This window comes from Novosphingobium sp. BL-S-34 (assembly GCF_056857015.1).
On sequence record NZ_JBXEPV010000003.1, the window covers coordinates 135,929 to 149,257 of the forward strand.

Below are 13,329 nucleotides of genomic sequence, written 5' to 3' on the forward strand. Positions count from 1 at the left end.
AGGCCAGATGCCGTTTCGAAGTGTGGGGTCCGACCCCATAGGCGGAGACTGAGGAATATACGGACTAGCAAGGTCGAAGCCCTTAAACTCATTTTGCGGCCGGCAAGCGCACGCCGAACGCCACTATATCCCCTGAGCGGTGCACGGCGGCGGGCCGAGGCAGATTGTCGGGATTCTTTACGTACTGGACGTTCGGATTGATCCTCATCCCCGGCGCTGCTGCGAAACCGTAGTTCATCTCGAACACACCTTCTCCGTCAAGTGCCCGATCGGTTCGCCCCGCCCGCAAAACGAGAGGCCTGAAGAAAGTCGACCTGCCGCGAGCCGAGACGAATGTAGCTGCCGACGAGACCCAAGGTGTCCTTGGGCCGAGAGGCAAAAGGACCGGTGACGATGATGCCCGCGATCGCCTGCTCCTTGAAGGGTAGGTAGCCGTTCGTAGACGCGATGACGCCGCCGAAAACGGTCACCGGCCGCTTGGCATTGCCGCCCATGTGCGCCGCGACGGCATCGCCCATTACATACCGCCCTTCCTGACCGTCATGGACCAGAGCGCTCCCACCCGCCGTAATGCGCGGCCGACCCTCGGGGTTGCGATAGGGATCGGCGGCGTCGGAGGTGTTGTGATAGCCGCCTATCCGCAAGTGAGTTTCGCGCCTTGGGGTCAGACGACTGGGAGCCAGTTCGAATGCCGTCTGATGGCCGGTTGCGTTGCGGGTCGACCAGTCGAACCCGTTGGTTACGTTGAGAGACGGGTTGGCCTCGAAGATACCGGCCTGGGCGTAGACCCCCTTGGTCAGCGCAACCTTGAGGCGTCCGCCCCGGGTCCCATAAGGAAAGAAGCCCAAAGCCCGGTCCTGGATCGGAACGACCGCCAGGTGGAAGCAGACCGAACTGTTCTGGAACGTGCAGTATAGGTTCGACTGATTAAAATAGGTCTGTGGCGATACCCGGCCGCACGGGGGGCAAAGCGCACTGACTGCAACAAGGCATTGGATTGGGCGCATCGGTAGCGGGCGCCTCGGATTGAGAAAGCTGACCGTCTACACCTAAGGATCTAAAACCGGCGGTTGAACGGCCATAATGGGTCGAGGCTGTGTAAAAACGCGGTCGCGGAACGCGCTATTTCTGGGCAAGACGGTCGACCGAGATCGGCCGATCAAGCTCCGATTGCCTCGAAGCGCGGTCGAACGCCGTTGAGACATGGCAGAAGGGGGCCGGGCCGACCTGTCAGACGCCCCTCATCCACGCTATCTCAGGTTATCCGCGTGCGATCAAATGCCCGCCGTCCACTGCAAGACAGGCCCCGGTAACATAGGACGCAAGATCGCTGACCAGATAGACCACGGCGCCAACGATCTCCGCCGGTTCCCCGCCCCGCCCCAGCGGCTGGTTCTTGCGGGCGTGTTCAGCAAAGCCTTTGGAGCGAGACCAAGTCTTAGTCCCGTCGGTATGAAAAGGCCCCGGCATCACCGTGTTGACGCGCACCGTGGGGCCATATTCCTTGGCGAAGCTCTCGGTCAGCGTGTTGAGCCCGGCCTTGGCGGCAGCATAAGGCGCAAAGTATGGCTCCGCCTTGCGTGATCCGCTGGAACTTACGTTGACGATCGCCCCGCCACCGCGCGCCACCATCTGCGCGCCGAACAGTGCCGAAAGCCGAAACGGCGAACGCAAGTTGATCGCAAGGATGACATCGAACGCGGCCTGAGAAGTTTCCAGCGAGGACGGTTCCACCGGCGACTTTCCGGCATTGTTCACCAGAATATCCGCCCCGCCCCAGCGCTCGGTCACTTCGGCGAAAAGGCGGTCGCAGTCTTCCCAGGATGCCGCATCGAAAGCATGGGCCGAGGCGCGACCGCCCAGCGCCTCTATCTCCGCGACCAGCGCCGCGCAGCTTTCAAGTTTCCGGCTGGCCACCGCAACCGCCGCGCCGGCCTCCACCAGCCCGAGGGCGATCGCCCGGCCCAGCCCCCGGCTGCCGCCGGAAATGACGGCCACGCGGCCAGTAAGATCCATGGTAATCGGCATAATTCCCCCCGTCAGACGTTGCGCACGAGCCGGCCGCCATCGATCACCAGCGTATCGCCACTCTGGAATCGGGACGCGTCGGAGGCGAGATAGGCCGCCGGCCCCTCGATATCGGATAGTTCGCCCGGGCGGCCCAGCGGCGTGATCGCGGAGAAGCGCTCTATGATCTGCTTCGTCTCCGGTTTGTCGTCGGTCAGGCCGGTGAGAATGAAGCCCGGCACCAGCATGTTGGCCCGCACGCCGAACGGCCCCATCTCCACGGCTAGCCCCTTGATCATCGCCTGCAGAGCGGCCTTGGCGGCGGCGTAGTGCTCCATGCCCGGCAATCCGTGATAGATCGACAGGCTGCCGCAGGCGACAATGGAACCACCCCGATCACCCTGCCGCGCCCTGGCCTTCATGTGCCGAACCGCCGCGCGCAGGGTGTAGAAGGCACCGTGGAGGTTCACGTCCAGCAGGCGGTGATAATCCGCACTGTCCAGATCGTCGAACCCCGGTGCGCGGTGGCTAATCCCGGCATTGGCGAAAACGCAGTCGATCCGGCCCAGCGCGGCGACGGTGCCTGTGAAAGCGGCTTCCACCGCCGCCTCATCGGTCACGTCCACCGTCTCCACATGGACCCGGCCCGCGCCCAGCGAACGCAGATGTGAAGAGACGGCATCCGCCTTCGCGGCATCGCGGTCCAGCACCGCCGCCGACGCGCCCTGCCGTGCGCAGCCTTGCAGGAAGGCAAGGCCGATCCCGCTCATGCCGCCGGTAGCCAGCACCACCTTGCCGGTAAGATCGAACAGAGACATCGGGCTCAAGCCGCCAGTTCGCGCTCGATCTCGGCCAGTTCGGCGGCATAGCGGGCCTCCGCCTCGGCCGTGCGGGTGGGAATGTGCTCGCTGGGGAACAGACCCTGCGCCGGCGTGGTCTGCTTCAGCAGCGCATTGGCGATCTGCACCTGATGCACTTCGGTCGGCCCATCGGCTACGGAAAGCATCGGCACGCCCATCCACATGCGCGCCAGCGGCGTCTCATGCGTGGTGCCAAGCGCGCCGTGAAGGTGAACGGCCCGCCGCACGATGTCGTGATAGACGCGCGCCATCGCCACTTTGGCCATAGCGATATGCGTCCGCGCGGCGCCGTGCGGCTGAGTATCGATGATCCACGCCGCCTTCAACACTAGCAGGCGGTACATCTCCAACTCCAGTGCGCTGTCCGCGATCATCGCCTTCACCAGTTGGTGATCGCCAAGCTGGCGGCCCTGCGTGCGGCGGGAGACGGCGCGTTCCTGCATCATCTCCAGCGCGCGCTGACACTGGCCGACCACGCGCATGGCATGGTGGATACGCCCGCCGCCCAGTCGCGCCTGCGCCAGCTTGAAGCCTTGCCCGGGTCCGCCCAGCATGGCGTCCAACGATACCCGAACCTGATCGAACCGAAGATAGGCGTGATGGCCGTGATCGACCGGATCGTTCATCCCCGCCACGTCCCGGATATCGACCAGCCCCGGTGTATCCGAGGGGATCAGGAACATCGACATGCGCTCATGCGGCGCGTTTTCGGGATTGGTGACGACCATCGCGATCACGAAGGAGGAAACCTTGAAGTTGGAGGCGTACCACTTCTCCCCCTCGATCACCCATTCGTCGCCCTCCCGCCAGGCGTGGCAGGTAAACTCCTTGGGATCGGCGCCCGCTTGAGGCTCCGTCATCGCGTAAGTCGAGAAGATTTCGCCATCGAGCAGCGGCTGGAGGAAGCGCGCCTTCTGCTCGGGCGTACCGAACATGGCGAGGATTTCGGCATTGCCGGTATCGGGCGCCGCGCAGCCGAATATCACCGGGCCCCATGACGTGCGACCAAGGATCTCGTTCATCAGCGCCAGCTTCACCTGCCCATAGCCCTTGCCGCCCAGTTCCGGCGTCAGGTGGCAGGCCCAGAGCCCCTGCGCCTTCACTTGCGCCTGAAGCTTCTTCGCCATGGCGCGTGCCTTGCGATTGCGGATGTTGAACTGCTCGCTGCCTCGCGAGAACAGAAGGTCCATCGCCTCCACTTCCTCGCGCACGAAGTGGTTCATCCAGTCGAGCTTTTCCTGAAATTCAGGATCGGTAGAGAAGTCCATGTGTGATCCTCATCCTCAAATGTCGTGATTCTGTCGCGCGGGTTTCAAGCCGCGATGATTTGGCGCGCCTTGGTCATTAGCCAGGTGGCATAGCCGTGGACTGATTCCCCCACATTGGCGGGTACCTTTCCGGCCTTGGAAGCGGCGTATGTACCTTCCAGCAGGCAGGCGAGCTTGTAGCAGGCAAGCGCGAAGAACCACGGCATCTCGCTCATGTTCCGTCCGCTTAAAGCGCCGTAGAGTTCCACCATTTCCCGCCGCGACAGGAAACCGTCCCAAGGCCGCACCATCGGCGCCTTGCCTTCGGGATCGCCCGCTTCCGACCAACTGGACAGGATCCAGCCCAGATCCAGCAGCGGATCCCCCAGCGAAACCAGTTCCCAGTCGAGCACACCGGAAATCTTCGGCACCTTCAGCGAAAACATGACGTTGGGAAACTGCATGTCGCCATGGACCAGGCCGATCCGGCGATCGGTCGGCAGGTTGTCGGCCAGCCAGCGGCTCACGTCGGCGACGTGCGGCAGTTCGCCCGGATCGTAGTCTGGCGTTATGGCATAGCCTTCAAGCTGGGATCGCCAACGCTCGACCTGCCGTTCATGCCACTGGTCGGGCCTGCCTAGATCGGCAAGGCCCGCCCTGACGTGGTCGACCGCCCCCAGTGCCGCCGCCGCCTTGACCAGTTCCTCCCCCATGGCACGCCGCCAGCCGGCATCGGTGGCATATTGGCCCGGCAGCTGGCCCGACTGCGCAAATCCTTCCAGCGGTTCCATCAGGAAGAAGCATGCCCCGATCACCTCCGGATCGGCGCACGTCGCCAGCACGCGCGGATGCGGTACGGTGCTGCCTTCCAGCACCGTCAGCACGCGGGCCTCACGCAGCATGGTCTCATTGCTCTTCGGCTTCAGATGCTTGCCGGGGCGACGCAGGATCAGGTCTTCGCCGCCCCGCGTTATCAGGAAGACGCTATTTTGAAGGCCGCCCGCTAACTTGCGGACGGCCGTTACGGGGCCGGTTCCCGGCACATCCTGCGTCGCCATCCATTCGTTGAAGCGTGGCCAATTGATCTGGCCGCCAAAGTCGTCGAGCGTTTCGGCTATCTGCTGCGGCATGGCACCCTCCAGTGTTCTGTCTTGCCGCCAGTCTGGGGATCACGATGCCCCTCCGCAATCGGGTCATGCATCCCGATCTGGACGGGAGGCGGATATTTAGCCAAATTGCGACGCGGTATTAGGCGGGATTTGAGAGCATGGACCAAGCGGCCGAGAAAAGAGGACGATCAAGGGCGGGGGCCGACCTCAGCTTTTCCTCGGCCGAAGTCACCATTGTCCGCGGAAGCCTGTCGAGCGGCGGCGCGGCAACACTGGCAAGCGATCATGCGCTGCTCGACCTCTGCATTACCCCGCGCCCCACCAATGCGCGGGGGGCATTCGCGCCGGACGGATTTGAGAGGCACCGTTTCGAAAGGTTGGGCGATATCGTCTTCGTGCCGCCCGGTCATCCGCTGCGGTTGCGATGGGACGGGGCGGAATCGCAGCATTCGATCCGCTGCGAACTCCGTGGACGGCTGGCACAAAACCGTTTCGGGGAGCGCATGGAATGGACCGGCCCCCGCCTAACCGCCGCGCTGGACATCGCCAGTCATACCGTGCGCCTCCTCCTGCGCCGCCTTGCCGAAGAAGCGCGCGCGCCGCGTCGGGATTCCAAACTGCTGGTCGGCTCGATCGCTACCCAACTGACCATCGAGCTATGCCGTTATTTCGAAGAGATCGCCGAAGAAACCGCGCAGGGCGGCCTTGCCCCCTGGCGCCTGCGCGTGATCGACGAGCGGCTCGAGCGCGATGCCACGCCGCCTTCGCTGGAGGAACTCGCCGCGCTATGCAGTGTCTCGGTCCGCCAGCTTACACGCGGATTTCTGGGCAGCCGAGGCTGCACCGTGGGGCAATATGTCCATCACCACCGGCTGGAAATGGTGAAGCGTCTGCTCGCCACGCAGGAAAGCATCAAACAAGTGGCCGATGCAGTCGGATTCGCCTCGACCTCCAGCCTTGCCCACGCCTTTCGCCGCGCCACTGGCCTCACGCCGCGCCAGTATCAGCAAAGAATCTGGCGTTCGAAAGAAAACGTCTAAAACATTCGCGATCGTAGCGGCGTGCGTCACAACGTTCGGCGATCACAGCGCTGAAGAGTTGCCAGCTTGGTCGACGATTCACTGACAATCTGTACGAAATCAGCGGATTACAAACAACAGCTGACGGTCACCCCGCGGATATAAATATTCAAACTTCAATGCCGCGAAAAGGTCGTTGCTGATCGCTCTCGGCACCCTTCTTAACCCAATCATTCTAATTCCGCTGAACACTCTTGATGGCGACAAAAATGCCAATCCGGATTGGGAAGAGCCATAAGCGATGCGGCGAAACGCCTTTCCTCAGGGTTGGCATGACCGAGACAGCGATCTGATCCACTGCTAATGCTCTGTCATGGCTATATATTCTGACAGCTGAGAGCTGGCGGGATCTAAGTTCGAAATCGTTTAGCCGGGGGGCAGCATTGATGAAGCAATTCCTTTTCATCGGCCTTTGCGCCACCGTGCTCACCGCCTGCACCGATGCGTCTACGGGACAGGCCCAGGCAGAAGAGACGCCCGGCGTTGCGGTGCAACGAGGGGGCGGGCTGCCCTACGAGGTTACGGAAAGCGAGGTGTGGGACGTACCCGATCCCGCATCGCAGCGGAGCTATCAGGTCTTCGTGGCCCTGCCGCCGTCCTATCACACGCAGTCTGAGCGTCGATATCCGGTAATCTATGCTACGGACGCCGATTATGCGTTTTCACTGCTCAAGCAGATCGGGCGCCGTCTCAATGTCGAGGGGCCGACCGTCGAAGAGTTCATCCTCGTCGGGCTCTCCTATGCAAAGGGAGAAGGCGGAATGGAGAGCCGCCGCCGCGATTACACGCCGACGGAAAACGGCCCTGCGGGATCGCCGAAGGGGACGGTACACGGTCAAGCGAGGGCCTATCAAACCTATGTCCGAGACCAAGTCGTGCCTTTCGTAGCTCAGCGCTACCGGACGGACGAGAAGCGGCGGATTTTCCTGGGGCATTCATATGGCTCACTGCTCGGCATGCAGATCCTGCTGAGCGAACCTGGCCTGTTTGTTGGCTACGTTCTAGGAAGTCCCTCGTTCTGGTATGACCAACATTATATGATGAATCAGGCACGTGCCTATACGGCCAGCCATGGCGACTTGCCCGCACGAGTCTACATGTACATCGGCGAATACGAAGAGACGCGCCGAGGCGATGCGCGCTTTTCCAAATCCGCGAATATGGTGACTGATACCAAGGAAATGGATCAGATTCTGCGATCCCGCAAGTATCCCTCCCTGCATTTGCAGACGGAAGTTCTCAATGACGAAGATCACGTCAGCGTCGCGCCGCGCGGCTTCACCCACGGGTTGAAGTACCTGCTTCCAGTCACTGCCGCGCGCCGCCATTAGGATAGCGGCCAGTTGGCTACTGGGAAGGAGAGTTTTAACGCCGAGCGTCTGGAATGGGTCAGCCGCAGAAGCGATGTCGGCGCAGCCTTGCTCAGGCAACTTCGGGTTTGATGAATTTGGCCGCGGTGCTTACCGCCGCGGCAACGTCGCTGACTTCCAGCGCTACGCGCTGGCTCGTCATCACTCTGCCAAGCAGAAAATGAGGGAGCTCGGTGCGCCTGTAGGCCATCGGGAGCAGCCGAAAATTTTGCTGCATTTCATCCGAGGTGGGCAACGCCGTAATAGCCCTCACTTTGCCCGCTGAAAGTCCCGCAGAGAAGCACCGGCAATTTGATCGAATTCCGACTGCACGAGCATCAGTTTAGCCCGCGCGGACAAGGCCCGCGACGGGTTCTACAGCCTAGGCCATGTTATGTGGGAAAGCTCGGTCGCTCTTTTGCTTACGGGCTGCTGCAAGACAGCAGCCCGTACATGCTTCGATCAGAACGTGACCGAAACGCGGCCGCGCACGGCATTGTCTCGCCTGTCCGAGAATCGCTCGCCCTGCCGAAACCGCAAGGTCGAACTTGCGTGAGCCCCTGTGCCTGCTGCGCAGCTCTGCACCTCCAATGGTCTCAAAAAGATCAAGGCTCCGCGGTTTCGTCAGCCGATCGAAGAAATTTCGCGCGGTGGGCCGCCACCAGCTTGCAGCGTCGATCGCAAGTTTAGCGCCAAGATGATCGAGGAAGTTCGCACCTGTTTGCCCGTGGGGAACGGCATGCAGGGTCCGGGCAACGGCCCAGCCTAGCCAAGCCCTCCGCAGGCTTTCTTCCAGGCCGCTGAAGGCGTCATAGCGCTCGCTCAAGGTTTCATGGGCTTGCCAGCTACGGTCCAGCCCTTCGGTGAGCGCCGCCCATTCTGCCGCCGCCTTCGTTTCGCTTTCGAACCCATGGACGCGCGGGCCAGCAGATGAAGCGCTGAGTTCGCTCGGCATCCCTGTCCAGCCCACCAGGGACGACCGATCCGTCATGATGAAAATGGCTCGGTCCAGCGCGAACTGGGGATCATTGGCGACATGCACGGGAAGAAGTTCGGTTTTCATACTGGCAAGTTCGTCAAGCAGGCGCTGGCTGTACGTCTCATGCGCCCCATCATTTGCACGGAGGGCGGCAGCGTCATCATCACAAGTCCCATCGTCCTCGCCTCGGATCCTGTCGCCGGCGTCATCGCTATCGGTTTCTTCGGCATCATCAACGGCTTCGATTGCGAAGTACTCATGATGGAGCTGTGGGCAGCCTGCGCTATTGATAATGAGGTAGGCGATGGCCCCGGCCTTCTGCTCTTGCGTGAGTTCCAGGGATGCCTCGACGAGATTTTCCATCTCCTCGTTGAGCGCGTCGAGTTCTTTGCTCTGCTCTTGCGTATAATTAGCGCTCCATGTTTGCGTCGAGACGGTTTTTAGGTGAGACGATTGAGATTATTGTCTATTTTTAATAGTTTATGAAATTCGTGCAGAATCAACAGCGACGCCAAAAGAGAGCTGGGAGCCATATAGGAGCCACGCGTGGGAATACCCAGGCGTTCTCTTGCGCAAAGGACTAAGGTACCTGCTGTTGGCGCTCATCGCTGCCTCAGGCGCTCCCGCAATCGTCAGCTCCGGGGAGATGGTTAAAATTCTTCTCGACCCTTGCCCATGAATTCCATGCCAAAAAAAGCGCGGGCATGAGTTTCGGGCTCGCCTAGCCATCTGCTCGCCTGAACACACCAAAATCTTGATCCTGTCGTGTTCAATGCATCAGAAAGGCGGCTTGGTGCACTCGAACGTATATTTCCCAAGTGGCTGTCCGGTGACAGCTTAGCGGTTCGTCTTGTTTCGCGGAAGAAAGCTCTTGAACTATGACGAAGCCAGCCAACGTGCATTTGACAAATTCTGAGGCCGCCGAGTATCTACGCCTTTCACCGCGCATGCTTGAAAAGCTGCGGGTTGTCGGTGGCGGCCCACCCTTTCGGAAATTCGGGCGACGCGTCGTCTATACCTTCTCCGAACTTGAAGCATGGGCTAACGACCGATCATTTGACAATACAAGCCAAGTGCATTGACCCCTGAGTTCGCCTGGCAAAACCGAGAACTGCAAATCTGCCGGATCTTAGAAGCTCAAAGCGCGGGCTGGATTTGGCCGATCACGACATTCGCTTACTGCCCAGATCTAGCCATCTTGGGCCTCAATGAGACAGGTCCGGCCAACGAGCGTGGGTGAACTGTGCACAGGCGTTGGCGACATGACATTGCCGACCTGTATGGCCAGCTATAATTCTCTCGGCAGAATTCAATCATAACCGCAGGAGAACACGACAATGAACAATTCTGACCTCGCCGAAAAGCTGGCTTCTGAAACCGGCGTAACGAAGGCTGATGCCAAGAAGGCGGTCGATGCGGTGTTCGCAGCAATTGCCGAAGCAGCGGCTGCCGGCGACGAAATTTCGCTGAACGGTTTCGGGAAGTTCAAAGTGAAAGATTCTCCGGCTCGCGAAGGCCGCAATCCTTCGTCCGGCGAGACCATTCAGATCGCGGCCTCGAAGAAGCTCACGTTCGCACCCGCCAAAGCCATCAAGGATAAGTTGAACGGCTAAGACAGCACTTCGAAATTGGATGGCGCGCCGATATCGGTGGCGTGCCGTCCTATTCCATTGGCTTGCGGCATCGGCACCACGGAATCTTGTCGTGAAATTCACCTTGCCGTCGTCAAACTCCCTAAGATTTCGACGCTCGACAAGCTTGCCCGGCGGTTACTCGCGGAAATAAACCTCGCTGTCGTGAGCTTTCGCCGACATGGCGGTCGCAGACCACGTCATCTCGCCCCCTGACGGCTGCCGTCGGTTCACCGAATTATGGCTGAACCTAAACGCCGTGTCGTGGGACGATCCCGCCGTTTCCGATGCAACCGTAAATGACAGGTTCCGCCGGAATCCGTCATTGGTAGATACGCTCTACAACACAGATCAGCGTTGCGCCGGCATTCCCAACAACGACGCGAAATCAACCGACAACCTTGCGCCAAAAACCAGGATATCCTTCGACTGCCGAACCGCACGAGGACGAGGCAAATTGTCTGGGTTCATGACGTACTGGATGTTGGGGTTGAGCCTAATTCCCCTTGATATTGCAAATCCATAATTCAGCTCGAAAACGCCTTCTCCACCTCGCACGCGATCTGTCCCCCCTGCCGCGGTCCGTGATGCCTGCAGGAAATCCACTTGGCGGGAACCAAGTTCGATATAGCTGCCGACAAGACCGAGCGTGTCGTTCGGGCGACTTGCGAATGGGCCGGTGATGATCGCCCCGGCAATGGTCTGCGCCTTGAAGGGAACATAGTTCTCGGTAGATCCGATCGCACCCCCAAATAGCGTGATCGGACGCTTGGGATTACCACTCATGTGGCCAGCGACCGCGTCACCCATTACGTACCAGCCTGCCTGCCCCGCATGTGTCAACGCTTCTCCGCCGTTCGCCAGGCGTGGTCGCCCGGCAGCATTGAGGTATGGGTCAGTGACGTCGGCTGTGTTGTGGTATCCGCCAATGCGCAAATGCCAGGGGTATTTGGCCTTGGGTGATGCCGACTGGAAACCGAATTCCACTGCGGTCTGGTGCCCGGTAGCGCCACGCGTCGACCAGTCGAATCCGTTGGTGGAGTTCAGAGATGGGTTGGCCTCGAACACGCCGGCCTGAACGTAAAAGCCTTTGGTTGGGGCGAGTTTGATGCGCCCACCCCAGGTCCCATACGGGAAGAAGCCGAGCGCCCGGTCCTGAATGGGCACCACCGCCGGATTGAAGCAAACCGAATTGTTCTGGAAGGTGCAGTAGATATTGGATTGGTTGAAGTACGTCAGCGGTGACACCCGCCCGCCGGAAATATTCATTTTCCCATCGAACAAGTTCTGTTCAATCGCCAGCGCAGCAAGCCGCAGGTTTTGAAACGCCTTGTAGCGAGTCTGGAAACTGATCGCATTACCCGTATGGTCTGCCGTCAGTGACGTTCCTTTGGACACGTTCATCGATACATGCACAAATGCGCCTTTCAGGCCCACCATATTGCCCAGATCCACATCCGCCCCAAAGGGTAAGGCATAAGAATTGCCGACCCCTCTGCCTTGGCCGCCTGTCACGTTTCCGGCAAATTCATCGACGGCAAGAACCCGCAGATAAAGACCGTGCTCCGCCAAGGTTTTACCGAAAGCGCTCAGCGGACCATTCGCAGATGGTCCTGCCTTGCCGATGAACGGCGGCTGGATCAGTTCGACCTGCGGCTTTGGCCCGTTGGCTGAGGTTATCCTTATAGGCACTGCAACAGGTTTTGGTACCGGATTTGACGCCATCGTCACCGGAGCCGGTGCTTGCGCTTCCTTCTCCGAGCTGGTCGGCCCAGCTTCCTGCGCTTCCACATTTGCGGTAACGACCCACGAGGCAGCCACCAGCGACCAAGCAATCTGCTTGCGCATTTTCTAACATCCTCTTTGCGAAGGGCGGCATCTGTCGTGCCGCTTCTTCAATGTTGTCGTAAGGAGAATGGGTCGGCGACGCAGCAGGGCGTCGCCGACCACTAGAGTATCAGGGCGAAAGCTCTTCCAGAGCCTTGCCGCTGGTTTCCGGAGCCCAGCGCAGGACAACCAGACCTGTGACGCCAGCGACGACTGCAAAAGCGAGGAACACCGGCGCAATCGACCCGCCCCCTTTTTCGCGCCACGCTTGCCCGTCTTCGTCCGCCAGAATGGTCGACCGTCTCGGTGGCGGTGATCATCGCGGTCGGCGTCAACAGCGATGTGGTCTGAGAACACCGGTTACCCGTTCTCAGCGAACTGCATCGATAAACGGCCGATAAAGGGCTTTCTCGAGTTTGCCTGAGAATTCTCAATCATTTCAGTAGACATTCAGACCGATAAAATCGATGAGGGATCAGAGGCCCCGCCCCGAGCAGACCAACTGCAGGGACACTGGAACCAATTCTGGTCACCGGTACTGCTGTCATCGCAAGGTTCGCCCTGTCCCGGGCGGCGTAGCGGCAGGCCCGCATGTCCGCTGCTTGAAATGAATTCTGCATGACGATCCATGTCCTTGACAGGAACACCACACATCCCATCGATCACGACATACTCGCGCGTTGGTCTCCGAGAGCGTTCGACGGAACAGATCTCGACCCAGCGACAGTGAACAGTGTGATAGAAGCCGCCCGGTGGGCACCATCCGCTTACAATGCGCAGCCCTGGCGGTTCGTCTACGCGCTGCGCGGCACGTCTTTCTGGAGAGAATTCCTCTCCGCTTTGCTCCCTTTCAACGCGGCTTGGGCGCAGCGTGCATCCGCCCTGATTTTCGTCCTTTCCGATACATTGATAACGCCGCCCGGCTCGGCGGAGGCTGTACCGGCTCGTTTCAACAGCTTCGATGCCGGCGCCGCGTGGAGTCTTCTGGCTCTCCAGGCCACCAAGCTCGGGCTTCATACGCACGCCATGGGCGGCTTTGACGCTGCCCGCGCTGCCGAGGTCATGGGAAGCGGTGAACGCTTCAGGATCGAGATCGCCGTCGCTTTAGGACGGCTCGGAGATCCAGACCTCCTGCCCGATACCCTGCGCGCCCGCGAAGGGCCCAGCGAAAGGCTGCCGCTTCATAGCATCGCATTCCAGGGGCGGATTACCCCAGAGTAAAACCCTTCTTATTGCGCGTG

Annotated in this window: 11 protein-coding genes and 2 pseudogenes; 5 read left to right on the plus strand and 8 right to left on the minus strand. The window is 60.4% G+C overall.

Going from position 1 to position 13,329, the window contains the following annotated elements:
• Window positions 1-88: 88 nt before the first annotated feature.
• The 5 genes and pseudogenes from AC1VV3_RS23455 to AC1VV3_RS23475 form a co-directional block, all read right to left on the minus strand.
• A pseudogene (locus tag AC1VV3_RS23455) lies at window positions 89-1,007 on the minus strand (carbohydrate porin).
• A gap of 253 nt (window positions 1,008-1,260) precedes the next feature.
• Window positions 1,261-2,028, minus strand: coding sequence for an SDR family NAD(P)-dependent oxidoreductase (locus AC1VV3_RS23460; protein WP_482963449.1), 768 nt, complete (start codon window positions 2,026-2,028; stop codon window positions 1,261-1,263).
• Between the two features lie 11 nt (window positions 2,029-2,039).
• Window positions 2,040-2,825, minus strand: coding sequence for an SDR family NAD(P)-dependent oxidoreductase (locus AC1VV3_RS23465; protein ID WP_132269672.1), 786 nt, complete (start codon window positions 2,823-2,825; stop codon window positions 2,040-2,042).
• A gap of 5 nt (window positions 2,826-2,830) precedes the next feature.
• On the minus strand, window positions 2,831-4,135 hold the full coding sequence (locus tag AC1VV3_RS23470) for an acyl-CoA dehydrogenase family protein (protein ID WP_482963450.1): 1,305 nt from the start codon (window positions 4,133-4,135) through the stop codon (window positions 2,831-2,833).
• Window positions 4,136-4,179: 44 nt separating this feature from the next.
• A complete protein-coding gene (locus AC1VV3_RS23475; RefSeq protein ID WP_482963451.1) occupies window positions 4,180-5,244 on the minus strand; it encodes a phosphotransferase family protein in 1,065 nt (354 codons plus the stop codon).
• A gap of 137 nt (window positions 5,245-5,381) precedes the next feature.
• Between AC1VV3_RS23475 and AC1VV3_RS23480 the strand changes: the two genes are divergently transcribed.
• Window positions 5,382-6,263: a helix-turn-helix domain-containing protein gene (locus AC1VV3_RS23480; protein ID WP_482963452.1), complete on the plus strand. Its 882-nt coding sequence runs from the start codon at window positions 5,382-5,384 to the stop codon at window positions 6,261-6,263.
• Between the two features lie 425 nt (window positions 6,264-6,688).
• On the plus strand, window positions 6,689-7,633 hold the full coding sequence (locus AC1VV3_RS23485) for an alpha/beta hydrolase (protein ID WP_482963453.1): 945 nt from the start codon (window positions 6,689-6,691) through the stop codon (window positions 7,631-7,633).
• A 91-nt stretch (window positions 7,634-7,724) separates the two neighbouring features.
• Here AC1VV3_RS23485 and AC1VV3_RS23490 read toward each other — a convergent pair whose 3' ends face one another.
• Both AC1VV3_RS23490 and AC1VV3_RS23495 read right to left on the minus strand, forming a co-directional pair.
• Window positions 7,725-7,925 (minus strand): hypothetical protein, encoded by a 201-nt coding sequence (locus tag AC1VV3_RS23490; protein WP_482963454.1) that lies wholly within the window; start codon window positions 7,923-7,925, stop codon window positions 7,725-7,727.
• Between the two features lie 108 nt (window positions 7,926-8,033).
• Window positions 8,034-8,993, minus strand: coding sequence for a hypothetical protein (locus AC1VV3_RS23495; RefSeq protein ID WP_482963455.1), 960 nt, complete (start codon window positions 8,991-8,993; stop codon window positions 8,034-8,036).
• Between the two features lie 515 nt (window positions 8,994-9,508).
• On the opposite strand from AC1VV3_RS23495, the gene AC1VV3_RS23500 reads away from it, so the two are divergent.
• Entirely contained in the window at window positions 9,509-9,712 is a 204-nt protein-coding gene (locus tag AC1VV3_RS23500; protein ID WP_482963456.1) for a helix-turn-helix domain-containing protein, read from the plus strand.
• A 252-nt stretch (window positions 9,713-9,964) separates the two neighbouring features.
• Window positions 9,965-10,243 (plus strand): annotated as a pseudogene (locus AC1VV3_RS23505) (HU family DNA-binding protein); the annotation flags it as partial.
• A 369-nt stretch (window positions 10,244-10,612) separates the two neighbouring features.
• Here AC1VV3_RS23505 and AC1VV3_RS23510 read toward each other — a convergent pair.
• On the minus strand, window positions 10,613-12,109 hold the full coding sequence (locus tag AC1VV3_RS23510; RefSeq protein ID WP_482963457.1) for a carbohydrate porin: 1,497 nt from the start codon (window positions 12,107-12,109) through the stop codon (window positions 10,613-10,615).
• A 597-nt stretch (window positions 12,110-12,706) separates the two neighbouring features.
• On the opposite strand from AC1VV3_RS23510, the gene AC1VV3_RS23515 reads away from it, so the two are divergent.
• Window positions 12,707-13,309: a nitroreductase family protein gene (locus tag AC1VV3_RS23515; protein WP_482963458.1), complete on the plus strand. Its 603-nt coding sequence runs from the start codon at window positions 12,707-12,709 to the stop codon at window positions 13,307-13,309.
• Window positions 13,310-13,329: the final 20 nt, after the last annotated feature.